Source organism: Hyalangium versicolor (genome assembly GCF_020103695.1).
Classification (GTDB): domain Bacteria; phylum Myxococcota; class Myxococcia; order Myxococcales; family Myxococcaceae; genus Hyalangium; species Hyalangium versicolor.
This window is the reverse complement of the sequence record NZ_JAHXBF010000024.1, coordinates 52477-77237: the sequence shown is the minus strand read 5'-3', so window position 1 is coordinate 77237 and position 24761 is coordinate 52477. Positions and strand designations below refer to the sequence as shown.

At 65.2% G+C, this 24761-nt stretch carries 20 protein-coding genes; 11 read left to right on the top strand and 9 right to left on the bottom strand.

The genetic code is table 11. From position 1 onward, the window contains the following. Positions 1 to 15: 15 nt before the first annotated feature. Positions 16 to 1311, top strand: a complete 1296-nt coding sequence (locus tag KY501_RS39665; protein WP_224369100.1) for a universal stress protein — start codon at positions 16 to 18, stop codon at positions 1309 to 1311. A gap of 23 nt (positions 1312 to 1334) precedes the next feature. On the opposite strand, the gene KY501_RS39660 is transcribed toward KY501_RS39665, so the two are convergent. From KY501_RS39660 to KY501_RS39650, 3 genes are all read right to left on the bottom strand, one after another. Next, the gene (locus KY501_RS39660) at positions 1335 to 2657 is read right to left on the bottom strand and encodes a reverse transcriptase family protein (RefSeq protein ID WP_224369099.1); all 1323 of its coding nucleotides are present in this window, start codon (positions 2655 to 2657) and stop codon (positions 1335 to 1337) included. 168 nt (positions 2658 to 2825) lie between these two features. Continuing rightward, positions 2826 to 4460, bottom strand: coding sequence for an SWIM zinc finger family protein (locus KY501_RS39655; protein ID WP_224369098.1), 1635 nt, complete (start codon positions 4458 to 4460; stop codon positions 2826 to 2828). Further along, positions 4457 to 6388, bottom strand: coding sequence for a gliding motility protein (locus KY501_RS39650; RefSeq protein WP_224369097.1), 1932 nt, complete (start codon positions 6386 to 6388; stop codon positions 4457 to 4459). The genes KY501_RS39655 and KY501_RS39650 overlap by 4 nt, the downstream gene beginning before the upstream one ends. A gap of 232 nt (positions 6389 to 6620) precedes the next feature. Here KY501_RS39650 and KY501_RS39645 point away from each other — a divergent pair, with 232 nt between their 5' ends. The 3 genes from KY501_RS39645 to KY501_RS53770 are packed head-to-tail and all read left to right on the top strand — an operon-like array spanning position 6621 to position 10197. Continuing rightward, the gene (locus KY501_RS39645) at positions 6621 to 7100 is read left to right on the top strand and encodes an RNA polymerase sigma factor (RefSeq protein ID WP_224369096.1); all 480 of its coding nucleotides are present in this window, start codon (positions 6621 to 6623) and stop codon (positions 7098 to 7100) included. Beyond that, the gene (locus KY501_RS39640) at positions 7097 to 7909 is read left to right on the top strand and encodes an ActD-like protein (protein ID WP_224369095.1); all 813 of its coding nucleotides are present in this window, start codon (positions 7097 to 7099) and stop codon (positions 7907 to 7909) included. The genes KY501_RS39645 and KY501_RS39640 overlap by 4 nt, the downstream gene beginning before the upstream one ends. After that, positions 7906 to 10197 carry a caspase family protein gene (locus KY501_RS53770; RefSeq protein ID WP_304608697.1) on the top strand — a complete coding sequence of 764 codons (2292 nt, stop codon included), beginning with the start codon at positions 7906 to 7908 and terminating at the stop codon, positions 10195 to 10197. The genes KY501_RS39640 and KY501_RS53770 overlap by 4 nt, the downstream gene beginning before the upstream one ends. A gap of 6 nt (positions 10198 to 10203) precedes the next feature. Here KY501_RS53770 and KY501_RS39630 read toward each other — a convergent pair whose 3' ends face one another. Both KY501_RS39630 and KY501_RS39625 read right to left on the bottom strand, forming a co-directional pair. Beyond that, on the bottom strand, positions 10204 to 10566 hold the full coding sequence (locus KY501_RS39630; RefSeq protein ID WP_224369094.1) for a hypothetical protein: 363 nt from the start codon (positions 10564 to 10566) through the stop codon (positions 10204 to 10206). Next, positions 10563 to 11000: a papain fold toxin domain-containing protein gene (locus KY501_RS39625; protein ID WP_224369093.1), complete on the bottom strand. Its 438-nt coding sequence runs from the start codon at positions 10998 to 11000 to the stop codon at positions 10563 to 10565. The genes KY501_RS39630 and KY501_RS39625 overlap by 4 nt, the downstream gene beginning before the upstream one ends. A gap of 278 nt (positions 11001 to 11278) precedes the next feature. Between KY501_RS39625 and KY501_RS39620 the strand changes: the two genes are divergently transcribed. After that, entirely contained in the window at positions 11279 to 16426 is a 5148-nt protein-coding gene (locus tag KY501_RS39620) for a pentapeptide repeat-containing protein (protein WP_224369092.1), read from the top strand. 84 nt (positions 16427 to 16510) lie between these two features. Here the strand turns inward: KY501_RS39620 and KY501_RS39615 are convergent, their stop codons facing one another. Both KY501_RS39615 and msrB read right to left on the bottom strand, forming a co-directional pair. Beyond that, a complete protein-coding gene (locus tag KY501_RS39615) occupies positions 16511 to 16939 on the bottom strand; it encodes a DUF6748 domain-containing protein (protein ID WP_224369091.1) in 429 nt (142 codons plus the stop codon). 67 nt (positions 16940 to 17006) lie between these two features. After that, positions 17007 to 17423: a peptide-methionine (R)-S-oxide reductase MsrB gene (gene msrB, locus KY501_RS39610; RefSeq protein ID WP_224369090.1), complete on the bottom strand. Its 417-nt coding sequence runs from the start codon at positions 17421 to 17423 to the stop codon at positions 17007 to 17009. 340 nt (positions 17424 to 17763) lie between these two features. Between msrB and dnaN the strand changes: the two genes are divergently transcribed. Beyond that, positions 17764 to 18870, top strand: coding sequence for a DNA polymerase III subunit beta (gene dnaN, locus KY501_RS39605; RefSeq protein WP_224369089.1), 1107 nt, complete (start codon positions 17764 to 17766; stop codon positions 18868 to 18870). Positions 18871 to 18893: 23 nt separating this feature from the next. Here dnaN and KY501_RS39600 read toward each other — a convergent pair whose 3' ends face one another. Beyond that, positions 18894 to 19613 carry a toxin-antitoxin system YwqK family antitoxin gene (locus tag KY501_RS39600; protein WP_224369088.1) on the bottom strand — a complete coding sequence of 240 codons (720 nt, stop codon included), beginning with the start codon at positions 19611 to 19613 and terminating at the stop codon, positions 18894 to 18896. 134 nt (positions 19614 to 19747) lie between these two features. Between KY501_RS39600 and KY501_RS39595 the strand changes: the two genes are divergently transcribed. After that, the gene (locus KY501_RS39595; RefSeq protein WP_224369087.1) at positions 19748 to 20938 is read left to right on the top strand and encodes a hypothetical protein; all 1191 of its coding nucleotides are present in this window, start codon (positions 19748 to 19750) and stop codon (positions 20936 to 20938) included. A 142-nt stretch (positions 20939 to 21080) separates the two neighbouring features. Beyond that, positions 21081 to 22214 carry a DNA replication/repair protein RecF gene (gene recF, locus KY501_RS39590; protein WP_224369197.1) on the top strand — a complete coding sequence of 378 codons (1134 nt, stop codon included), beginning with the start codon at positions 21081 to 21083 and terminating at the stop codon, positions 22212 to 22214. Positions 22215 to 22226: 12 nt separating this feature from the next. Here the strand turns inward: recF and KY501_RS39585 are convergent, their stop codons facing one another. After that, positions 22227 to 22607 carry a hypothetical protein gene (locus tag KY501_RS39585; protein ID WP_224369086.1) on the bottom strand — a complete coding sequence of 127 codons (381 nt, stop codon included), beginning with the start codon at positions 22605 to 22607 and terminating at the stop codon, positions 22227 to 22229. Between the two features lie 136 nt (positions 22608 to 22743). Here KY501_RS39585 and KY501_RS39580 point away from each other — a divergent pair, with 136 nt between their 5' ends. The 3 genes from KY501_RS39580 (at position 22744) to KY501_RS39570 (ending at position 24672) form a co-directional block, all read left to right on the top strand. Then, a complete protein-coding gene (locus KY501_RS39580) occupies positions 22744 to 22926 on the top strand; it encodes a hypothetical protein (RefSeq protein ID WP_224369085.1) in 183 nt (60 codons plus the stop codon). A 397-nt stretch (positions 22927 to 23323) separates the two neighbouring features. Next, positions 23324 to 23995, top strand: a complete 672-nt coding sequence (locus KY501_RS39575) for a hypothetical protein (protein WP_224369084.1) — start codon at positions 23324 to 23326, stop codon at positions 23993 to 23995. A gap of 155 nt (positions 23996 to 24150) precedes the next feature. Then, positions 24151 to 24672: a hypothetical protein gene (locus tag KY501_RS39570; RefSeq protein ID WP_224369083.1), complete on the top strand. Its 522-nt coding sequence runs from the start codon at positions 24151 to 24153 to the stop codon at positions 24670 to 24672. Positions 24673 to 24761: the final 89 nt, after the last annotated feature.

The window sequence follows — 24761 nt, the reverse complement described above, 5'->3', positions numbered from 1 at the left end:
TCTCGTGGAGGCCCCATGTCCGTTGTCTGCGCCACCAACTTCTCCGATTCCGCCCAGGCCGCCTGTGATGCGGCGGCCCTCATTGCCCGCAAGGCGGGTGAGCCGCTATGGCTCGTCCATGTGTTGCCTGCGGACTCCGCGAGGGCCTTCGGCAAGCCTCTGATGGAGGCGGCCGAGGCGGCGCTCAATGACGAGGCGAAGCGGCTGGAGAAGCAGGGCACCCAGGTCCAGCGCACGCTGCTGACCGGAGAGCCCGCATCGGCGATCCAGGAGTTCGCCACGAAGCAGGCCGCCCGGTTGGTGGTGACGGCCGCGCCGAGCCACGAGACCCCGTTCCTGGGGCTGGGCGGCACGGTGGATCGGCTGGCGCAGTCGCTCGAGGTGCCCTTGCTCATCGCCCGGGATGTGCAGGCGCTGGCACCGTGGGTGAGAGGGGAGCGGCCGCTTCGGGTGATGCTGGGCGTGGATCGCTCGCTGCCGTGCGAGGCGGCGCGCAACTGGGTGAAGGGGCTGCGCAGGCTGGGGCCCGTGGATGTGGTGGGCGGCCGCGTCTTCTGGGCTCAGGAGGAGGCCGTGCGGTTGGGGCTGGAGCGCCCGTTGGGCTTTGGAGAGGTGACTCCGGAGCTGCGTCAGGCGCTCGAGAAGGAGGCGGCGGCGATCGTCGAGCCTCTGGCGGAGAGCGGCAACCCCGTGCGAGTTCGGGTGGAGGTGGGCATGGGCCGCATCGCGGACCATCTCGTCTCCCTGGCGGCCGAGGAGAAGGTGGATCTGCTGGTGGTGGGTACCAACCAACGGCGTGCGCTGGGCAAGCTCTGGAGTGTGTCGCACCACGCGCTGCGGCTGGCGAAGATGTCGGTGGTGTGCGTGCCGGCTCGGGCGGCGGTGCAGGGCGTGGAGGCGGACCTGCCGCAGGTGCGCACGGTGCTGGTGACGACGGACTTCTCCGAGCTGGGGGACCGCGCGGTCGCCTATGCCTGCTCGATGACGCCTCCGGGAGGAACGGTGCATCTGTTGCACGTCACTCCGCCGCAGACGTCGCCGGAGCAGATGAACGCGCTGAGGTTGCAGCTGGAGCAGCGGGTGCCCCGCGCGGCGACCCAGGGCGGGCGCAAGGTGGAGATCGAGGTGGGCGTCGGCCACGACGTGGCGGGCGTCATCACCCAGGCCGCCGAGCGCTACAGCGCGGACGTTATCTGCATGGCCACCCATGGGCGCACGGGGATGATGCGGGCCGTGATGGGCTCGGTGGCGCAGGAAGTCATGGCGCGCTGCGACCGGCCCGTGCTCATGGTGCGCGCTCCGAGGATCTGAGCCGGTTCACGCCGGGGAGTGGCTCAGGAGGTGCGCCCCTTGCGGCGCGTCCGGAGCGCTTCGGCCTGCTGCGGGTTCAGCATGGACAGGTAGGCCAGCTTGCCGTCGATGCGCGCCGAGCGCTCCGCATCCGCGGGGCGTGAGGTCTCCTGGTGGATCATCGCTCGCAGCTTCCGCCGCTCTTTGCGGGACAGGCCGAGCACCTGGTTGACCGTGACGCCCGTCACCGTCTGCCTGCCGCCCCGGCGCTGCAGCCGTGTCTTCGCGGCGTTCACCTGGAAGCCTTCCTCCTCGATGATCTTCTTCGCCAGTGCGCGCAGCCTCTCCGCGGTCTCCTCGCTTGGGCCGGAGAAGCTCAGGTCATCCGCGTAGCGCGAGTAGGTGAAGCCATGCTTGCGGGCCAGTCCCGCCAGCCGGCGATCCAGCTTCAGCACCACGGCGTTGCACAGCGCCGGGCTCGTCGGAGCGCCCTGCACGCAGACGCGCGGGCCCACCGGTACGAAGTACACCTTGCCCTCCGCTTCCACCGGTTGGCGCTCGGACTCCGTCATCAGCACCGCCAGCGTCGCCGCCACCGGAAAGCCGTAGCCCAGCGCGATGAACAGCCCGCGCACTCGCGCGTAGGTCACCGTCGGGAAGAAGTCCTTCAGGTCCAGGCGCAGCACCACCGCCTTCCCCACATGCCCCTCCGCCCCCGTACGCACCGAGCGCCCCTTCACGAAGCCGTGCGCGTGTGGGCTCACCGGCAGCTTCTCCACCAGGAGCGACAGCAGCTTGCGCTGCACCGCCTTCAGCCCCGACTTCGGCGCATGGATGAGCCGCTGCCCCCCCGAGCGCTTCGGCACCGCGAAGGTGATGTAGTGACTCACCGGATCGCGCTCCCGGTGGATGGAGAAGTGCCGCAGCCGCCGCACCGTGAGCCCGAGCGCCTGGGCCACGTCCTCCTCCGTCCGCCACACCGGCAACCCGTAGCGTACGAGCTGCTCTTCGTCCGGGAGCAGATCCCGATGGTTCCGGTTGCGCGTGCGCAGCGTGCCCGCGAACAGCCGCCGGGCCTCGGCCTGCGACATCACCTTCTCGCGCTTCTCCCAACGACGCTTCCGTGACGGCTTGGGCAGCAGCCGGGCATCCCGCTTCAGGAGCCTCCGGTGCTTCTCCTTCAGCGGCCCTGTCATCACCACCTTCTCGACGACGGTGTCCTTCGCCCGGCCGAGGACCGTCTTGGTGGGGCCCTGTTTGGCGGAGGGAGTCTCAGGCTCGGAGGACAGGCGTGTCACCTCGCGGGTGACAGGCTTCTCGCCGAACAGGGAACCCATCCATGCGCGCAGCGTGGAGAAGAAGCTCATGGTGCTCCGAAGGGGACCGGGACTGGACGACTTGCGAGGCCCTGGACTCGTGGAGCCCTGCGTTCCGTACGCTGGGCCCGCGGCGATGTGATGGGGACAAGATGCCGCCGCGGCGAAACACCGCGGCACAAACGGCTCGTCTGCGAGGCCAGGTCCCCCTCGGGAGCGTCAGCGGTTATCGTCATCGCCTTCGTCTCCGTCAAGCGCTTCGTCCTCGCCGTCTTCATCTTCTTCCCGGGCGTCCTTGCCGGAGCCAGGGGGCGCCGGGGCCGCCAGCTCCTCCTTGTCCACGGGCCGGGACGTGGACAAATCCTTGCGCAGGGGCTTCGCGACGGTCAGCAGCGCGAGCAGGTGTGCGCACGGGCCCTGGTTCAGCAGGTTCTCCTGGAAGAAGTCACAGCCACATCGGCCGAAGATGAGCCGGTCCTCGTCGTTGAGCACCAACTCCACATCCGACTGAACTCCCACCGTCCCCGTCACCATCCAGTCTCGCAGCACTACCTCTCGATACTGGACGCCGTCTGGTCCTTTGAGCCGCTTCTTCTTCCGTGTCTCTCGGGGCGCGGAGGACTGCACCTGCACCTGGCCTCTCGCCACCAGCGACTCCGCCTCCTCGCGCCTGGCGTCCGGCGGGTACAGGCGCCCCAGGTCCACCGGCTTCGAGAACAGCTCGCGGTGGCGGAATTCACGGCGCTCCACATCGAAGAGGGCCCGGCCCGCGGCGCACAGCGAGGCCAACGCCTGGGACACCGTCGGCTTGTCCAGGCCCAGTTGCCGGCTCGCCTCGTCCACGCTCAGCGCGTACCGCTCGCTCAGCAGCGCGAGCACTCGAGGGGTGACGTCCTCTCCCTTCGCCGGTGGCACCAGCAGATCGAACCCGCTCGTCCCCGTCCAACGGTTGGAGGTCCACCCCGACAGCCCGAGCAGGAACGTCACTCCCGGCAGCTTCACCGCATAGAAGGAGGGCAGCGCCCGGCCCTTGAGGTACACGTCCACGCCATCCGCGTAGGGCAGCAGCGGATCCAACAGTTGCAGCCGCCTTCGGCCCCAGGTGCGGAAGGTACGCTTCTCCGCGTAGGTGTGCTCGGCGCCGCGCAGGGGGATCCGCTCCTCCCACGGCTCCAGCACCAACGCGGCGTCTTGTCCGGGCTCCAGCTCGTAGCGCAGCGCGCGCGGCGACACCTTCGCCTTGGTGAAGCGCAGGAAGCGCAGTGCCGCCAGCAGGTCCACCGGCCGCACCGACAGCCGTGTCCCCGGCATGGCCATGGCTCCTTGGAGCTGGAGGAAGCCGCGCACCCAGTCATCCGGGATGTCCACCTTCTGCTCGAAGCGGCCTCCCGCACCGGCGGTCGTCACCTCGAAGCCCTCGGGGCCCATGCGGAAGAAGGTCTCCCGGCTGGAGCGCATCTCCGCCAGCGCCGCCCACAGCCACGCGGTGAAGTCCACGTTGGTGGTGCCGCACCGCACCTCGCCCACGGGCTCGAAGAGCGCCCGGTCCGCGATCACCAGGCCATACGTGCTCTGGTCCTGGCTGAAGGCCTCGAAGAAGACCCGATCCGGGTGCACGGTGATGACCGGATCCAGGATGAAGGGCATGAGCTCATCCGCGCTGAACCATTCGTCATTGCTCCAGACGACCGAGCCCAGTGCCTGGAGCGCCAGGCGCAGTGAGAGCAGGTGCTCCTTCACCCGTGCATGGAAGCGCACGGGCCGGTGCTGATCCACGGTGAGCCCCAGCAGCGCCCGCTCCCGCGTGGACTCGAAGACGCTGGGCGTCGCGTAGGTGATGGCGAACAAGGTCATGGCGTGGCCTCCCCATACACGCGCGGAAGCTCCGCCGGGGCACGCAGGGCGGGCCAGCGGTGCAGCACCTGCCCCATCAGTCCGATCAGGTGCTCCTTCGGGTAGCGCTTGTCCGGCAGCGCGAGGGCATCCCTCATCCGCTCCAGCAGCCGCCGCGCCACCGTTTCCTCCTCCAGGGCCGCGTTCCGCAGCGCCGCGAAGGCCAGCAGCCGCGTGCGCCGGTGCAATGGCCGCAGCAGCATGGCCTGCAGGTGGTCCACATTCCTCACCGCCAGCGTGCGGGCACGGGCGTCGTTCCTGCCGAGCACCTTCAGGGCGAGCACCTGGACATGGATTTGCGGTGACTCCAACAGGTCTCTCGCCACGTGTTCGTCCGCGAGGAAGAGGTCCGTGGAACGCTCGAAGAGTAGCCGCGCGAGTCGGTTGATCCTCAGCAGTTGATCGTAGTTCCAGACCGCGTAGGCCGGCATCATCGAGAGGGCGTTCGCCGCCCGCCGGGCGAAGGTGCCATCCGCCTCCGAGAGCGCCTCGTAGTGCTGGGCGAGTGCGTTCACGCTCGACTCCCACTGCTTCTGCTGATGGGGGGCCATCACCGCTTGAAGCGCCATGCGGCTGGCCAGGTAGTCGATGAGCGGTGCGTCCCCGAGGGCAATCGCCTGCTTGGTGAGCTGGGGATAGGTCAGCTGCCACGCGGACGCGGCATGCATCCGGAAGGGGCCTCGCATCAGGTCCGGGAAGCGCTCGTAGAGGGCCACGGCGGTGGCGTCATCGAGCGGCTGCACCTGGGCGAAGGAGACACCCGGCATGTGCCACTCACGGCCCGAGCCCGCCATCAGCAGCAGGCGGTGGCGCACGCCCTCCTCGGGGCTCAGTCGATCCGCGACCAGCTTGCGGAGCTGCTCGTTCCAGATTTCGGCGGAGGCGCTGATGCGCAGCAGCGTGGACCAGAGCTCGAGCCACTGGTTGCGGTGAGCCAGCTCCAGCAGCCGCATGAGCCCCTTCGTGTCCGAGCGGCGTCCCCAGAAGCTCCAACGCGGGAAGACGGAGTGCGCGTGCCGCATGATGTAGGGCAGCACATCGCGGCCGCGTGCCTCGGCCAGCTCGAGGAAGGTGTCAGCCGTGACGTTGGGCTCGGGGATATGGCCGCGCAGGTGCCGCGACTCCAGCTCCGCGTCCAGGGCCGTGGCGTCCTTCACGCTCTTGCACAACTCGAGCACCTCCGTGCGCCACACGTCCTGAGGTGTCAACTGCCGGCGGAGCTCGGCATGGAACGATGAATCCCCCGCCTCTCGGGTGCGCGCCAGGAGCTTGCGCCAGTAGTAATCCGGCGAGTTCCTCTCCTTGGGAGTGCCCCAGGGAGTTGGCAGGTGCGAGAGGATGAAGGGGCGGGCGCTCGTGGGGTTCAGCTCGTACAGCGCCAGCGCGGTGGGCTCGTCGAGCCTGTAGATGGCGATGTCCAGCTTCGCGAGCGCGGTGTTGAAGGCGGCCCGGTTCTGGGTGGCCCGAACGCGCGCCAGGAGATCCTGGCGCCACTGCTCCTCCTGTTTCGCGCCGGGGCCCTCCGGGCGACTCCACGTGTAGAGCCTTCGGAACACCTCCACGTCGTCCTGGCGGTCGGCCTCCTCCTTCCAGGCCTTGAGCTGCTCGGTTGTCTCGCCCTTCTTCCAGGCATCGAAGCCCTTGCCGTGCACGTTCACCGACAGCGGGTAGAAGTGGTTGAGGATCAGCGGTCGGAACAGGATGCGGTTGCGCCGGGAGATGGCCGGGCCCCAGAGCCAGAAGAACTCCCGGAACATGGGCCGGAAGGACAGCTCCTCGAGGGCTTCTCGCAGTTCCGTGTCGCCCAGCCCTCGCTGAAGCACCGCACGCACCGCGGCATCCATCTCTCGAGCCTGTCGCTCGATGCGTTGCTGCCAGGTCTCCGCCATGGAGATGGCCTCTTAGCGCGGATGCCCGGCCGTGGGGTGATCCACCATGCTCGGGGGACTGGGAGTAGGAGCGGGTAGCATGCCTCCCAACCCCGCGAGAAGACGGGCCTTCCGCCACCACGCCCGCCTCGCTGGAAGCTGATAGGGAGCGCTCGCGAAAATGTGCGGGCCTGGGTGACAGTTCATTTCCGGGCTGGTGTTCCAGGCTGCGAACGAGGGAGGAGCAAGTCCGGTGGCAATCGATGTGGAGGCCTACTATCGCCGTTACGGGCCCCAGGTGCTCCGGCGCTGTCGCTTCCTCCTGAGAGACGAGGAGAAGGCCGTGGATGCCATGCACGATGTTTTCGTGCAGCTGTTGCGCTACCAGGGCGCGCTGAAGAACACGGCGCCCTCCAGCCTGCTGCACCAGATCGCCACGCGGGTGTGTCTCAACCGCCTGCGCGGCGCGCGCCGCCACCCCGAGGACCGGGAGGACGAGCTGGTGCTGCGCATCGCGAGCAGCGAGGACAACGAGGCGCGCACCGCGGCGCGAGGGTTGCTCGACAGGCTCTTCGGCCGTGTTCCGCCCTCCAGCCGGGACATCGCCGTCCTCCACCTGGTGGATGGGATGACGCTGGAGGAGACGGCCCGCGAGGTGGGCCTCTCCGTCTCGGGGGTGCGCAAGCGCCTCCGGGCGCTCTCTTCCGCGCTGCAAGAGCTGGAGGCCGCATGAGTTCCCCCCATCGTACCCCGGACTGGTTGCTGGAGCGCATCGCCCTGGGCGAGCTGCCCCCGGCCGAGCTGGCCGCGGCTCGCGCCCGGCTCGCGCAGGAGCCCGATGGTGAGGCCCGCCTGGCCTCGCTCGAGGCGGAGAACAAGGCCATCTTGGAGACGCTGAAGCCGGACGCCGTGGCCCGCGAGGTGGAGTCCCGCGCGGCCCTGGCTCGCCGGGTGGAGGCGGCGCGTGAGGATTCGCGCCCTTTGCGCCGCTTCGCTCCAGTTGCCGCACTGGTGCCAGCGCTCGCCGTCGCGGCTCTGTTCGTGGTGGCACAGCCGGCCAAGGTCCCTCCGGGCGGAGAGCTCGTCGGGACCGGACTTGAGGTGACGCGCACCAAGGGCCTGCTGCCCCAGCTCGTCGTCCACCGCCAGGGGGCCAGCGAGCCGGAGCGTCTCACCGATGGAGCTCCTGCCTCCGCTGGTGACGTGGTGCAGGTTTCCTATGTCGCCGCGGGATATACCTACGGCGTCATCCTCTCCGTAGACGGGCGCGGCGCCGTCACGCTGCACGCACCGGAGACGGGTGGGCAGTCCGTCGCGCTGGCGGCCTCGGGCACGCACGCGCTGCCCCGCGCCTACGAGCTGGACGACGCACCCGCCTTCGAGCGCTTCATCCTGGTGACCGCGGACAAGCCTTTCCCCCTCGACGAGGTGCTCTCTTCGGCGCACGCGCTGGCGGCTTCGGCCGATGCGCGCAAGGCGCCGCTCGCGCTCCCCGAGGGTTTCACCCAGACGTCCTTCACGCTGGAGAAGGTCTCGCCATGAATCGAGTGTTCGTGCTGTCGATGCTGTTGATGGCCGGAGTGGCCACCGCGGAGACGCCGGCCTCGGTGCGCCGGCTCGCGTTGCTGGTGGGCGTCAATGACGGGGGCCCGGGGCGCGAGCGCCTGCGCTACGCCGTCACGGATGCGCAGGCCTTCGCCAAGGTGCTGAGCGAGTTGGGTGGGGTGTCGCCCGCGGATCGCGTGCTGCTGCTGGATACGGGGCGCACGGGGTTGATGGACGGCTTCGCGAAGGTGAAGGCGATGGCCGAGTCTGCTCGGGCCTCGGGGGCGAGCCGGGTGGAGGTGCTCCTCTATTACTCGGGGCACTCGGACGACGAGGGTCTGCTGATCCAGGGCGAGCGCGTGGACTACGGAGAGTTGCGCCGGTCGCTGATGGGGCTTCCGGCGGATGTGCGCATTGCGGTGCTGGATTCGTGTGCCTCGGGAGCGTTCGCGCGCCGCAAGGGAGGCGCCTCGCGCCCGGCGTTCCTGGTCGACGCGGGCAGTCAGGTGAAGGGGCAGGCCATCCTCACTTCCTCGAGCGAGGACGAGTCCTCGCAGGAGAGCGACCGGCTGGGCGGCTCGTTCTTCACGCACCACCTGGTCTCGGGGCTGCGTGGGGCGGCGGATGTGACGCGGGATGGGCGTGTGACGCTGAACGAGGCCTACCAGTTCGCCTTCCACGAGACGCTGGCGCGCACCGAGCGCACCCAGCGCGGCGCACAGCATCCAGCGTATGACATCGAGCTGGCGGGCACGGGAGACCTGGTGATGACGGACCTGCGGGCCACGTCCGCGGGTCTGGTGCTTTCCGAGGGGCTCGAGGGCCGCTTCTTCGTGCGGGACGAGGCGGGCGTGCTGGTGGTGGAGCTGATGAAGCTGCCGGGGCGGGCCACGGAGCTGGGGCTGGCGCCGGGCAATTACAAGGTGCGGCGCGAGCTGGACGGGATGGTGAGCGAGGCGGACTTCTCGCTGGCCGAGGGCAAGCGCACGCCGCTGGTGGTGGCGGACTTCACCTCGGTGCTGCGCGAGGCGACGGTGTCTCGCGGAGGCCCGGAGCTGCACAGTGCGGTGCCCCTGGTGTCGGCCCCCGCGGGGGAGGTGGCGGCGGCCGGCCCGGGCCGCGTGCTGGTGCCCGTGAACGTGGGGTTCCTGCCGGGGATGAGCTTGAACGCGGTGAAGTCCGGTGGGGCGCCGGTGGAGAACCGCGCGGCGTTCGGGGTGATGAACGACGGCACGGCGCTGGTGGGCGGACTGGCGATGGGGCTGGTGTCCAACATGTATGAGGAGGAGGTGCGGGGCGTGTCCATGGCGTTTGCCGTGAACACGGCGGGCGGCAGCGTGAGGGGTTCGCAGGCGTCCCTGGCCCTCAACGTGGCCGGCGAGAACGTGGACGGCCTCCAGATGACCGCGGGCGTGAACATTGCGGGTGGGGATGTGCGGGTGGGGCAGTTGGGAGTGGGGTTGAACGTGGCGGGCGGCCGGGTGTCGGGGACGCAGCTGTCCGCGGGGGTGAACGTTGCGGCGAAGGACGTGAAGGGCGTTCAGGGGGCGGCGGGAGTGAACGTGGCGGGCGCGGCGCTCCGGGGCGTGCAGGCGTCGGCGGGCATGAACTGGGCGGGCGGGGCGGTGACGGGCGTGCAGGCAGCGGCGGGCTTCAACCGCGCGGAGAGCGTCCGGGGCGTGCAGTTCGCGGTGCTGAACGTGAGCGGGGACGTGACGGGCGCGCAGGTGGGGTTGATCAACGTGGGCAAGGTGGTGAACGGGGCGCAGGTGGGGTTGATCAACGTGGCCGAGGAGGTGAAGGGCGTACCGGTGGGGCTGCTGACGTTCGAGGAGAAGGGGCAGCTGCACCTGGAGTACTGGGCGAGCGACATTCAGCTGGCGAACCTGGCGGTGAAGTTCGGCGGCAAGTACGTGTACACGTCGCTGATGGCGGGTATCGGGCCGGACGACCGGATGCAGCGCTTCACGCTGGGTTTGGCGCTGGGGGTGCACATTCCGCTGGGCACGCGCTTCTGGCTGGACATGGACCTGGGTGGCAGCGGGGTGCACGCGGTGAAGGATCCGTGGCGTGGGAACAATCTGCTGGCGCAGGGCCGGGCGATGTTCGGCTTCCAGGTGGCGCCGCGCTTCGCGGTGTTCGGCGGGCCCACGTACAACACGTACTTCACCTTCAACGGGGATCCGCGGAACAAGCTCACGACGATGCCGGTGCGCGAGTACCTCTTCGACAACGAGACCTCGATGCAGTACTGGCCCGGAGTGCAGCTGGGCGTGAGGCTCTGAGCTGGGCTACTTGCGGTAGAGGGAGACGAACTCGGCGACGAAGTCGAGGTACTTGCGGATGGCCTGTTCGTGGTCGCCGTGACAGTCACGCAGGTACTTCGCCGCCCAGCCTTCGCCGGGGAACTCCTTCTTCACATCGCGCAGCCACTCGAAGAAGCGGCCGTACTCCTCGTCCTGGATGCCGTTGCTGACCAGGCACGAGTGATAGCCATTCACGAAGCCGTCCAAATGGACGATGTTGGGATCTCCGATATGCATCGCAAGGCGCCCGGCGAGCATGTCTCTCCGGATGCGCAGGAGGTAGTCCAGCAGCAGTACCGGGCTGCCTGAGGTGGGGTTGCCGCTAGTGCCGTGGGAGGACGATTTCATGGAGAACTCACCACCTTCCAGGCGACGCCATCCGGTGCATTGAGCCGGTTGAAGTAGTCCCGCAGTTGCATGCCGGCCGGACCCGTAAAAGCATCGTAGATGAGGTCTCCCACCTTCACGGCTGCATGGTAGCCATTCTTCGTGACGGGCATGCCTCTTCCATCCGTCGCATCGAAGGACATGTACTGACGCATGTTATTCGCTCGGATGGCGATGAACTCGGGAGCCCTGTCGAGCTTGAGGTAGGCGGTGTGGATGATCCGCGCGACTTCCTGGCACCTCCCGACCTCTTGGCTCTTGGCGCTGAATGCGTTCTGGAGCGCGCGAAGCCACTCCGGTGCTCGTTGGCCGACGTGCACCTCGTAGGCTCTGATGGCACCAGCAACGTTGCCCTGTGCGAGAGCAGCCAGCATCTTGGCGCGCGTGCTTTCCATGACGGAAGGCACTGAGCGCGCTACTGCTTCAGGCATCGTCCTCGGTACATGAGCAATGACGGGCACCATTCCAGGCCATGGTGGTGCTGCTGCACCAGAAGAGGCATAGAGGCCGAGGAGGAGGCACAGGGCTCTGAGGCAGCAAGGCGCCTTCATCGCTTTGAGACTAGCAGTGTGGGGCGATCGGGTCGATCCGCGCCGACGGCGGACGTGGTATCCATGAGCCTCCGTGGCTCGCACTCTACCCTGGCGCGCCCGGTCAATGGGTGGGAGCGTGAATGAGCAGGGCCCGCGTCGATGTGCTGATCGTGACGGCGCTCAAGGAGGAACTTGACGCCGTCCTGGAACTGGAGTTCGCAGGGAAGAGGCGCGATGCCTGGATTGATGCTCGCGACTACAGTGGTTTCCGCTACCATCATCGAGAGCTTCCGAATAACTATGGAGAGACACTGCATGTTGCGGCTGCGTGGTCGGGCTCCATGGGAGAGAATGCTGCTGCCTTCCGCGCAGTAGCATTGATTCAAGAGTTAGATCCTGTCTGCTTGGCGATGTGCGGTATCTGCGCAGGTCGGCGCGAGGGTACTTTCCTTGGCGATGTTATCGTGGCTGATCGAGTTTTCAGTTACGACCACGGCAAGTTGATCGCCAGCAAGCGAGATCGTGATGTCGAATTTCTTCATGATATTGCGACGTATAATCTCGAAGCAGCATGGAAGATGGATGCTGCTTATTTTGCAGAGGAGTTCACTCAATCTCTGCTAGCAAAGACTCGGCCGGTTTCCATGGACGCCCAGCGGAGATGGCTTCTTCGCGTGCTTGAGGCTCACGAGAAACGTGGCGGACCATCGCCGGTTGATCATCCAGACCGAAGAACTCAATGTCCAGATTGGGCTGAGTGTATCCAAGCGCTTCGAAAGCAGAGGCTCATCAAGACTGTAAAAGGAGAACTTCAGCTTACAGAGAAGGGGTGGGGTCGGGTACGCGAGGAACTCCTGCTCGATCCAGAGGGTCAGCAAGGCGATCCGCCGTTTCGTGTCCATGTTGCCCCTATTGCTACAGGCAAGTTGGTTCAGGAGGATCCTGACCTATTCAAACGATTGAGCCGCCATGTGCGCAAGGTGCTCGGCGCCGAGATGGAGGCTGCCGCGATCGGCTTCGTAGCTGAGCAACTTGGGCGGCGCTCTATCATCGTCAAGGCTGTTTCTGACTATGCCGACCATGACAAGACTGATCGTCATAGGTCTTTCGCCTGCCATGCTTCTGCGTCATTTCTATTGGCGTTTCTTCGCAAGCACTTGCGGCCGATTGAACAGGAGCAAGGTCCTACGCTGATCGAGGATGTGCGTGATTCGTTCGAAGGTGACGATGGTGGTCAGGACGATCGTGGAACGTTTCTTGGCCGTGTAGAGCAGATTTGTTTGTTACATGAGCCTGCAGGAACGAAACTGATTCGTCGGGTGGCGTCAGCGCCGTTTGAGGAATTCTTAGAAGTGGCGGTGCCTGAAGGACGGCAATTCACTCGTGTCTTTCCTCTGGCGGTTCTTGATAGACCTGTCACGGAGGAGTTCCTCGAGGCTTTCATCAAGAACATCCACGAACTCTACCGTAGGCATAATCCCTCGACTGTCTCAAGGTTGATTTACACGGGCCCTCCCGCTCCTCAATCTCTTGTTCAAAAAGGAGATCTCCAGCGGATTGAAGTTATCAGCTTCGCTGAGTACCTGGGGCTTATCGACTTTTCCGGCTATCTTGCGCAGCAAAAGGCCAAGCTGGAGCGCGACCCTGTTTATCCGCCATCGATATACGTCGAGCAAAGGGCTCAGGTGAGCATCGGTGGACAAGAGGCAAGCGAGACTCAGAACGTACTCGCAACGCTCTTGGACGTACTCAAATCTCCTCAGCCGCGGGTTGCCTTGGTTCTCGGTGATTCTGGAGCAGGTAAGACGTTCTTGCTTCATGAATTGGCACGGCGATTGAGCAAGGAGAATGGATGGTTGATTCCTGTTCTCATCGAGATGAGAGCTCTGCAGAAGCAGCGCACGTTGCGCCAACTTATCGCCCAGCACTTCGCGGCTGCGGACGTGCCTCGATTTGAGATGGAGCGTTTTCTTTGCATGCTCCGTGAAGGAAGGATAGCCCTGCTATTTGATGGCTTTGACGAACTCGCACTTCGCGTCACATACGATCGTGTGATGGAGCACTTCAGTACTCTCGTCGAGGCTGCGCAGGGTAGAGCAAAGGTCGTCATTACAAGTCGAACGCAGCATTTCCTGACCGATCACGAGATCAAGCGTGAGTTGGCGCAGCGCGCTGAGGTCTTGCCTGGTTATCGGCTGGTCAAGTTGGAACGATTCCAAGAGCAACAGATCCGCAACTTCTTGGCGAAGCGGTTCGGTGGAGAAGAGGCGGCGGAGACGCGCATGACTCTTCTTCGCAGCGTCAGGGATTTGTTGGGCTTGTCAGAGAACCCGCGGCTCTTGAGTTTTATTGCTGATCTGGATGAGAAGACGCTACGTGCGGCGCGAACTGGTGTCGAAGGACTCACCCCCGCTAAGCTCTACGAGGTTTTGATCGGGCGCTGGCTGGAGATGGAGCATCAAAGAGTCAATCCAGCAGGAGCGCCCAGAGGGCTGAGTATCAAGCAACTCTGGGAGGCGGCAACTGAGTTGGCGGTTCTGCTTTGGGGGCGAACAGAGAGAGCAGTGAGCATCGGTGAACTGCCTGAAGAATTGCTCTCAACAGTGAGCGCATGGGGTGCGCACTCTTTGGATGCGGAAGTGGTTCGGCACCAACTCGGCTCCGGAACTCTGCTTGTTCGAGATGAGGACGGCCGGGTCTCGTTTGTCCATCAGTCGGTTCTGGAGTGGCTTGTTGCCAGAGCTGCGGCAAAGGAACTTGGGGCCAGTGGTAATGCGACTCTCCTCGACAGGAGCGAGATGAGTGATTTACTTGCAGATTTCTTCATTGTGCTTGCAGGGCACAATGAAGCGCGAATCTGGGCTCAAGCTCGATCATCCCAGGCGGATAGCTTTGCAATGCGAAATGCACTCCGTGTGCTGGGAAGGTTGCCCGAACCGGATGTGAAGACAGAGCCTCATGATGTTGTATCTGTGCTGACGCGCCTGAAGGGCAGTGACCTGCGTGGCCAGAATCTGACAGGCGTTGATTTGGTTCGCGCAAATCTTCAAGAGGCAAATCTCTCGGGTGTTACGCTCGTGAAAGGCGACATGACGGAGGCGAACCTCAAAGGTGCGCGCCTTGGTCGTGCCAATCTGGTAAGGGCGAAGCTTCGGAATGCAAATTTGGAGGGTGCTGATCTTACCGAGGCTTCCCTGCTCGGAGCGGATCTGCGAGGTGCGGTGCTTCGGGGAGCGAAGTTTCGCTTTGCAAAGCTCACTGCGTCAAAAATGAACTCCTTGGAGGGGAGCGACACCTTTGGCGCCGCGCTTCCATCAGTGACCGACGCGGAGCCTAATGTAGGGCTAGCTTCTGCGTGTTTCTCCGTAGCCTGGAGTCCTGTAGACGATGCTCTCATTGCTACGGGTCATTCGGATGGCAGCATCCGATTTTGGGATGCTCTTACTGGTAGGATCCGCCGCGTACTTGGTGGCCATACGGAGCCTGTTCGAAGTGTGGCATTCAGTTTGGATGGAACCCTTCTTGTGGCAGCATCCAACGACTGGACGTTGACGCTCTGGAGCGTTGGAGAGGGGAGATTGCTTCACGATCTGCATGGCCATAACGGGCCTGTTCTTAGCGTGGCTTTCAGTCCAGATGGCTCAATGGTGGCATCAGGTTCTGCGGACCAGACGATCAGTCTCTGGAGCGTGAAGAGTGGAGAAGTGTTGCGAACTTTGCACGGTCATCAGGACATGGTGCGGAGCGTCGCGTTTAGCCCAGGCGGAGCAATGCTCGCCTCCGGCTCTGCCGACAGTACAGCGATCCTGTGGGGAGTGGGACAGGGGGAGGTGCTTCATGTGCTCCGGGGCCACATGGGGCCTGTAAGGAGCGTGGCATTTAGCCCTGATGGCATGTTGCTGGCCTCTGGTTCTGATGATCGAACTATTACCCTCTGGACTGTGGGGTGGGGGCAACCGCTGCGTGTTTTCCGAGAGCATACGGCCGCTGTGCTTGCGGTGGCGTTTACCCCTGAGGGGAAGACTTTGGGCTCTGCGTCGGCCGACCAGAGCCTGATGCTCTGGAGTACTAGTCAAGAGCATCCTCTCCGTGTGCTCAAGAGGCATTCTGGACAGGTTTCCAGTTTGGCCTTCAATCGAGGTGGAAAAGTCCTGGCTTCGGCCTCTATGGATCGAAAAGTTATCTTGTGGAACGTCTCCCAAGGAAGCACTTTGAGTACCCTTAGGGGGCATGTTCCAGCCATGGTGTATATGTCTTTCGGCCCGAGTGGGATGTCACTGGCTTGTAGCTCTGGCGATCAGTCCCTTACGCTCTGGAATATGATGCAAGGCAAGCCATATAAGAGTCTTAAAGGGTTGCAGGGGAATGTGAATGGTATTGTTTTTAGCCCTGTGCGCGATGATACTCTTGTTGTGGCTTGCGATAACGGTACCGTGGCGGTGTGGGATGCAACCCGGGGGGAGGCTCGGAGTATGCTCCAAGGAATGTCTTCCCCTGCTCCTAACATGGCGTTCAGTTCTGATGGTGCGCTGCTGGCCTTGGCTGATGGGGAGCAAGCCGTAAGAGTATGGGACCTGAAATCGAAGAGTCCGCAGGTGGTGGCCAAGCACATTGCCACCGTCAAAGGGGTGGCGTTTAGTCCAGACAGTAAGACGCTTGCTCTTATCCCTGCGGGCCGGACGGCCATCCTGTGGAGCTTGGGCAGAGATAGTGCCCTAGGGGTACTTGAGGGGCATTCAGAGCAAGTGCTGTCCGTGGTGTTCAGTCCCGACGGTGAGTGGTTGGCCTCTACTTCAGAAGATCACACTGTTGTTCTGTGGAGCATGAGTGAAGATCGGTCGCATCGGACTCTTAGAGAGCATGCGGCTCCTGTTCTCAGTGCGGCTTTTAGTCCTGATGGTAAACTGCTTGCGTCTGGTTCTATGGATCGGACAGTGCTCCTTTGGAGCGTAAAGCATGGACGGGCCTTACATGTGCTGAGGGGGCATTCTCACAGCGTCGTGGGCGTGGCGTTCAATCCTGAAGGGACAGTGCTGGCTTCTGCGTCCAATGATGGTGTCGTGTGTCTTTGGCACGTCTCGACAGGGACTCGTCTTGCAACGTTGGTTAAGTTTCCAGACGGTTGGGTAGCATTCCGTCCTGATGGGCGATTCAAAGGTGGGGGAGATATGGCAGGAGCGTTTTGGCACACCATAGGGCTATGCCGCTTTGAGCCTGGTGAACTGGACTTCTACCTTCCAACGCTTCTGCGTATCCCTGACTACGAGCCTTTTCTTCCCAAGGTATGAGGCGGGGATGTACCTGCACGCATGAAAAAAGCCCGGAGGCCGTGAGGCCCCCGGGCCGGTGAGCCACTTGGGCTCCGTGAACGACTACAGGACCTTCTTCACGCGCAGCACGGTGGCGTCTCCCGCCGGGCCCGCCTTCAGCTTCTTCTCCAGCACGGCCTCCACCTTCAGCCCGTCCGGAGACGTGTCCGCCTGGTTCATGAGTGCCTCGCGCTTCTCCTCCGAGGGAGCGATGTCCTGGAAGTCGATCTCGTGGATCTTGATACCCTCAGCGTTCGCATCATTCACCGGCGTGGCGATGTGCGTGGGGCACGGCGGCGCGATGCAGCGGATGCCGCTATTCTTCACCACATAGGCCACCGGCGTGCCCTGCTGCTGGCCTGCTCCAGTGGTGGGGGTCTCGGGCTGCGGGGTCGTCTTGTCGGTAGGCATGGGATCGGGAGTCACTGGCTTGGAGCACCCGACCACCAGGCCGAGGCACAGGACGGACAGCAAGAAGGGACGAATCGTCATGAGGGCCCTCAAAAGGGGGGCCAGTCTCGGTCCTCTCCGGCACGGAGGCCAGTCCGAGTGTTGGCGATCAACCCTTCTTGTCGAACTTCAACGCCGCCGAGTTGATGCAGTAGCGCTGTCCCGTGGGCTTCGGGCCATCCGGGAACACGTGTCCCAGGTGCCCCTCGCAGCGGCTGCACACCACCTCCGTGCGGCGCATGAAGAACGAGCGATCCTCATGCTCGGCCACCTGGCCCTGAGCCACCGGGGCCCAGAAACTCGGCCAGCCCGTGCCCGAGTCGAACTTCGTCTCCGAGGAGAACAGCGAGGAGCCGCACCCGGCGCATCGGTACGTTCCCGGCTCGTGGTTGTTCCAGTACGCCCCCGTGAACGCCCGCTCGGTCCCCTTCTTGCGGAGGATGCGGTACTGCTCCGGGTCGAGCTCCTTCTTCCACTCGTCGTCCGTCTTGCTGATGGGGGTAGGCGTCGTTGCCGGCATGTCCATGGGCGAACCTCCTTGCCCTCTATATGCAGGAGCCCCTGCCCCGGTTTCAGCCGGACCGGCCGCCTGGGCAGGGAGCAAAACCGTGCCCTACCCGCCAGGAGGTGCAGAATTCAGATGACTGGAGGGGTTGGAACCCGTAAGAGGGCAACGTGGATCCCCCTTCACGAGCCGTCCTGTCCCACCTGAATGTCCGAGCAGGTGGGTGCCGTGCCGCGCCGAGGCCCAACCAGCCTCGGAGACTGGCACACACCCCCTGCGTCCGGTTCGTTGACGCACCCCTTCCCCCAGGCTACACCCCCTCAAGGTCGAGTCGTCTCCCGAGGACCGAGGAAGCCACCCGATGGAATTCCGCATCGCCACCGACGAGCTGAAGAAGGCCCTCTACCGCGCCCAGGGCATCGTGGAGCGCAAGACGACGATGCCCATCCTCGCCAACGTCCTCGTCAACGCCTCCAAAAGCGGCGTCACCGTCACCGCCTTCGACCTGGACATCGGCATCGTCTCCGAGCACGCCGCCGAGGTCTCCAAGCCCGGCTCCGTCACCATCAACGCCAAGTACCTCTTCGACATCGTCCAGAACCTCCCGGACGCCCAGGTGTCGCTCCGGAAGCTGGCCAACAACTACGTGGACATCTCCAGCGGCTCGGCGCACTTCAAGATCGTCGGCATGGCCGCCGAGGAGTACCCCAAGCTGCCCAAGGAGGACAACGCGCCCCTGGTGCAGATCTCCGGCAACGTCCTGCTGGAGATGATCAAGAAGACCCAGTTCGCCATCTCCTCGGACGAGACGCGCTACATCCTCAATGGCGTCTTCTTCGAGCCCCAGGCCAGCGGCAAGGTTCGCATGGTCGCCACCGATGGTCACCGCCTCTCGCTCATCGAGCGCGAGCTGACCGGCGACTTCAAGCTCAAGGGCGGCGTCATCATCCCTCGCAAGGGCCTGATGGAGCTCAAGCGCCTGCTGGACGAGGCCCCCGACGCTGAGTGCCACCTGGGCTTCGCCGAGAACATGGCCCTCTTCAAGAAACCGGGCCTCGCCATGCTGGCGCGCCTCATCGACGGCCAGTTCCCCGAGTACCAGCGCGTCATCCCCAAGGAAGGCGAGAAGGTGGTGATGGTGCCCAAGACGAGCTTCCTCGAGAGCCTCAAGCGCATCGCGCTGCTCTCGGCGGACAAGAGCTACGCCGTGCGCATCGGCCTCGAGGAGAACAAGCTCCTCATCACCGCCAACAACCCGGACCTCGGCGAGGCCAAGGACGTGCTCGCGGTCGCCTACCAGGGCGGGGACATCACCATCGGCTTCAACGCCCGCTACCTCACCGATGTGCTCTCCGTCCTGGAGACCGATGAGGTGTCCTTCGAGCTGGGCGATGAGCACAGCCCCGGCGTCATCCACGCCCCCGGCGATCGCAGCTTTACCGCCGTCGTCATGCCCATGCGCGTCTGAGCCAGGCCACGCGGGCCTGTGCGCTACTCCTGCGTGGACTCGGCCTGCGCGCCTTCCTTCGCGGCGGGGGGCTCTGCCTCGCCGCTGGCGGGCGCCTCAGGTTCCTCGGGTTTGCTCTCCGCCGCAGGGGTCTGGGCTTCGTCGGTCGACGACTCTTCCTCGCCCTCGGGGGCTGCGGTGCTCTTGGAGCCCTTCGCCTTGGCCGCGGCCTTCGCCTTCGACTCACCCGTGGCGAACGCGGCCACCGGCTTCTTGCTCTTCGCGCCCTTGTCCCAGAACTCCTCCGAGGCCTGCTTCCCGTCCGTCTGGAAGGTGCGCTCGGGGCCGTGCTTCTTCCCCTCGTGGAAGAACGTCTCCTTCAGCAGCTGACCGTCCGCGCTGTACTCCACCGAGCGCCCCTCCGGCTTGCCCTGCGCGAAGAGTTCCTCCGTCCACGAGCCATTGGGGCGCAGTGTCACCTGCAGGCCGTGCTTCTTGCCCGCTTTCCAGTCTCCCCAGGACAGCGCCTTCCGGTCCTTGCAGTTCACCGCGGGGCCTTCCTTCGCCGCGCCCCCCTTCAGCTTGCACTCCAGCGCGCCCGTCTTCTTCGGCAGGCCGTCTCCGATGGTAGCGCCTTTCGGACACTCCAGCTTCCAGTCGACGCACGCGGCGTCCGCCTGGCGCTGGTCCATGGCAAGGGCCGCCGGCCCCGCCAGGAGCATCACGGCAAGTGCAGCCAGGGAGGACGACGGGAGCTTCTTCATGGAAGGCCTCGTTTCGAGACAGTCAACATCGCCGGACCGGCCGCCTCCTGCCAAGGGGCCCTTGATCGTTCACCAGCCCCTGGCCCTGGACGGCAGGCCTGCCACCAGCCGGGCTCCTCCTTATAGTGGAGGGTGTGGCGACCCACCCCGACACCCTACGCGCCCGGTTGGAGGACCGAGCGGACCTCCTGGAGGCCACGCGTCTGCGGTACCGCGCCTTGCGGGGAATGCTGAACGCCTTCTTCTGGAGGGACCGCGTTCGGGCGAACCTGGAGCTGATGCGAGAGGTGGCCCTGGCCCAGCCAGAGGTGGATGCCACGCTGGCCGCCGTGGGCCGCCGCGCCGCCGCCGAGGGCTGGCCGCGGGAGCTGGCTCCGGTGCGGCTCCTGGAGGAGGTGCGGCACCTGCGCGAGGAGGTGACTCGCGGGGTGGAGCGGAGGTTGGCGCCGGGGGAGCCTCCGGACTCCCTGGGGGCGGCTCTATTGCGGCTGGAGGAGGAGGTGCTCAACACCGGCCCGTTGCTCGGGCGGCGCGTGTGGGCCCGGGCTGTGGAGGTGCTTCCGCGCAACCTGCCGGAGCTGCGTGCCGTGTGTGCCGCCGCTGAAGTCTTCGAACGCGTCTTCAAGCGTCCCACCTCTGAGGGAGCGCTCCCCTTCAACACCGCCGAGGCTGAGGAGCTCTGCCGTGCGCTGCCCCTGGCGGAGGCGGCGCTCCGGGCGCTCTGGGAGCGACTCGATCATTTCGATGAGAGCGGCCGCGTCCGGGTCTTCCTCCAGCGCCGCGTGCGCCGCGCGCCCGTGCGAGCGCCTCGGAGCGGGCCGGAGCTGCTGCTGCATGCGGCCTTCTGGCACGACGTGGCGCGTGAGCGGCTCGGAGAGCTGCTGGAGGCGCGGCTGGCTCCGGTGGAGGCTCGCGAGGCCGAGGTGCCGGAGCTGTTGGTGTGGCTCGCGGCGAGTGAATCCGCTCCGGACACGCGGCTGGCGGCGGGAGGCGCTTTCGGAGAGGGGCGCGCCGGGCTCTTCGAGCTGGCCGCCGAGCTGGCGCGGCTGTCTCGTGAGCGGCCCGTGGGGGTGTGGAACGAGGAGGCCGCCTGGGCTCGGCTCTGGGGCGCGGCGCTCCGGGCCCGGAGTGAGGCGGGCCCCGACGTGGAGCGCGTGCGCGAGGCGCTGCACCTCTTCATCCGGCTGCGAGGCCAGGCACGCACTCCCGCGCGGTTGTTCTCTCCCGACCGTGCGGCCCTGCCCTCGCGAGACGTGGGGGCGGACGTGAAGGAGCTGCCGGAGCTCGTTCAGGCCGCGCGCGCGGTGGCTCGGCCGGGAGGGTGAGTCCCCTGGCTGTCCTTGGGGCTCCCATGAGGATTCGTGCCTCCACCAGGCAGGGGAGCAGGAACAACCCCCGCAACCGCCCGGAGAGCGTTAGGGTGAGGGTTGTCCTTCACCTTTGCCCGGCAGTCTGAACCTCCCCACCGTGCGCCTGCTCGCGCTCCAAGCCCAGGACTTCCGCAACCTGCACCAGGTCTCCCTGGCGCCGAGCCTTCACGCCACCATCGCCGTGGGGCAGAACGGCCAGGGCAAGACGAACCTGCTGGAGGCGCTGTACTTCCTCACCACCCTCAAGCCCCTGCGGGCTGGCCGGCTGTCGGAGCTGGTGCGCTGGGGCACGCAGGGGGCCCGGGTGACGGGCCGCTTCCTCCTCAAGGGAGCGGAGCGGGAGATCTCCGTGGAGGTGAGCAGCGGAGTGCGGCAGTCCTTCGTGGACGGCAAGAAGGCCTCGAGCCTGGAGGAGTACTTCGGCGGGGTGTCCGTGGTGGCCTTCACGCCGGATGACCTGGAGGTGGTGAAGGGCGGGCCGGACGCGCGGCGCACCTTCATGGATCGAGCGGTGTTCAACCGCTTCCCGGCCTTCCTCAAGGAGAGCCGGGACTACGCGCGGGCGCTCAAGAACCGCAACCGATTGCTGCGCGAGGGGCCCGCGGCGGATCCGGCGTACCTGGACGCGTATGACGAGACGCTCGCGAAGGCGGGGGCTCGGGTGTACGTGCGGCGGCGGTTGCTGATGGCGGAGCTGGCACCGAGGGCGCAGGCCACGTTCGCCTCGATCGGCCGCACGCCGGATCCGGCGACGTATGGGTACCACCCCTCGCACTTGGGGCAGGACTTCACCGAGGCGGACGAGAAGGCGCTGACAGACGCGCTGCTGGAAGCGCTGGCGGGGCGGCGGCGCAGGGACTTGGAGCGGGGTTTCACCTCGGTGGGGCCGCACGCGGACGACGTGGCGGTGACGCTGGGCGGGCGCAGTGCTCGGGCCTACGCGAGCCAGGGTCAGCAGCGCGCGTTGGTGCTTGGGTGGAAGATCGCCGAGATCGAAAACCTGCATGCGGCCATGGGCTTCCTGCCGCTGCTGCTGCTGGACGACGTGTCGAGCGAGCTGGATCCGGAGCGCAACGCGTACCTCATGAGCTATTTGGCCCAAAGTGGGGCACAGGTGTTCCTCACCACGACGGATGATTCGCTGGTGAAAGGCGCGGCGGCGGCGGACACGCTGTGGATGGATGTCCACGGGGGGCAGGTGACGCCTCGCCCCGTGGACGCTCCTGCCTGAGCTGGTGCGGGGCTAGGTGCGGTGGGCGCGGCGAGGCCAGTGGATGCGCCAGCGGCGTTCGTGGTGAGGCACCTGTTCGGCGGAGACGTGGCCGAAGAAGGGGAAGCGGAACTCCGCCCAGAGCACCAGGTAGGCCATCGAGAAGAGGAAGGCACCGAGCGCCATCCACCACAGCACGCCGGCGATGAGGCCGACCACGGTGGCTCCGAGCAGCAGCACGCCGAGGCCGAGCGACACCTCGCGCAGGCGTTTGGACTCGCTGAAGGCCATGCCCATGGAGACGAGGGCTACCGCGAGCATGAACCACGCCAGCCCGAACGCCGAGCGGACGTACAAGCCGGCGATCGACAGCAAGAAGAGGCCAAAGCCGAAGAGAGCCAGTCCTCCGTCCATGGGATTTCCCTCCTGAGGAAGCGTTCTGGAAGGAACATCAGCACTGTGGGCGGGCGGGGCACGGCGCGGGCGAGCGCATGTCGCTGCTTGCCTGGGGGGCACACCCGTTCGTTCGAAGGGCACGAGCGCGCGGTCCGTGCGGACTTGTCGCGAACCTGTTGTGGCGCTCAAGCTGGCGGTGTTCGCGTATGACCCGCGCTTCCTGAGGGAGGTGGAGTTGCTGTCGCGGGTGAACCACCCAGCGGTTCCGCAGCTGGTGGACCGTGGGTGGTGGACGACGGAGACGGGAAGGGTGCACCCGTACGTGGCGATGCAGTGAGTGAACGGGCCGCCCTTGTACGGGTGGGGAGGGTGCACAAGCCGAGTTCACGGCGGATGCTGGAGGTGGTGGCGCAGGTGGCGTGGGGCCTGGAGGTGTTGCACCGGGCTGGAGGGCTGCACCGGGAGGTGAATGGCAGACAACATCCTGTTTGAGGGCGTCGAATTGATGACCTGGATTCCAGGAGTCGGCCGAAATCCGCTGGTGGCTGGGCGGATTGCTGCATGGCAGGAGGTGTGCCACCATTTCTGCTCATGCTCAAACTCGTGCACTGGAGGGCCGCCTTTGTGTCCTGACCGCCTCTGCGGTGCTTGGGTGCTCGTCATCGAAGACTCTCACTCCCGACCCGGAGGAAATCGATGCCGATATCGCGCGCCCTGCGCCTGGAGGGCTACGCATGGAGAGCATTCCGGGGCCTATGCTCGGGCCCTTCGACACCTACTCGCAAGCGCTGTTCGCGGCTTGCAGGAAGATCTTCACGAAACCCGGTTCAAGCGCTGGCCGAAGCCCTTCTGCAACAGCCCTCCGCGAGGAGCAGGAGGCGTTCCGTCTGCGCAGGCGAGTTGCGAAGGAATATTGCGCCTGGATGTACTACACGCCAGACGATAAATACGAGATCAGCCTCCTGACGGATCAATCAGAACCCGATCCCACGGGAGCAACCAAGCGCTGTATTCCTCCCTCCTTTGTGGAGGATCGTCGCTACCCGGCGAAGAGCATCCAATACATTGTCGTCCTTCACAATCACACGTTCGACAATCGGCTCTCCGCCAAGGACATCCGCTTCATCGTGGGGCAAGGGCAGTTACATGGCTTCGAACCCAAATCGAAGGATGGAAACCCGCGGCTCTCTGTTGTCGCGTTCTTCTCGAACGAGCACGAAAATCCGAGCTGCGACGGCTTCTATGGCTACACACCCTACATCGGCAAGATATTGAAGTGGACCCGGGGTGATAAACAATGGAGTTGTACTCAAACCCATGTCGTCAAGTGGCTGGGGAATGATGCGCTAGAGGAGCCTGTCATCGTGGAAGCAACGGCTCCTTGTCTCTCGACGGATGCACCATGAGAATGCTTCTGCCAACGCTGACGAGCCTTCTTCTTGTCACGTGCGTGAGGAGTCCGGTCCCTCGTCCGCTCCCCCCGTATGATCCATCTATTCGATTCCCTCATGCGTTGAGGTCTCCCGGACTGCGGCTTGGTCAATCCGAGCAGCGGGTGCGCATGGATGGCGCGATAGTCCAGGCCATGATGATTGCCGCCAAGGATTTCATCCCGTCTCGTTCCGAGAAGTCCCCATGCTGGACGAAGCCGGAGGATTTTCTCTTCGACGTCATTCGCAAAGGGGACATCATCTTCGTGTCGATCTCCCCGGATGACTTCGCTCAAGGGTGTGAGCGAACCGCCGCGCCGCTGGACTGGGGAGCCAAGTACGCCATCAGCACCGATGGCCGCATTCTGACGCAGGAAGATGGCTATGATGATGGGCCCGAGTGGGAGTCCCCTCCCTCATCCTCGGATGCTGGTACGAGTAGAGATGCAGGCTCTCGCCGCGAATACGAACTGAGTGATCTCGTGCCCATGTTATCAGCCCCGGTGGACGACCCGCCGTTCTTCACGCGTCCTGAGTGGCTGGAAAGCGAAAACAACCCCTGGCGATCACTGCGGAATGAGCATCACGATGGGGGAACTCCCGATGGAGGAGTTCACGTGGATGGGGGCTCTCCAACGGCTCCCCCTAGGTGACAAGGATGGCGCTGGGAGTGAGCGTCACCGGTTGTTGACCGGGGAGTGTACCCGCTACCGGGGACGGATCCAGAGGCGAGGCTGGAGTC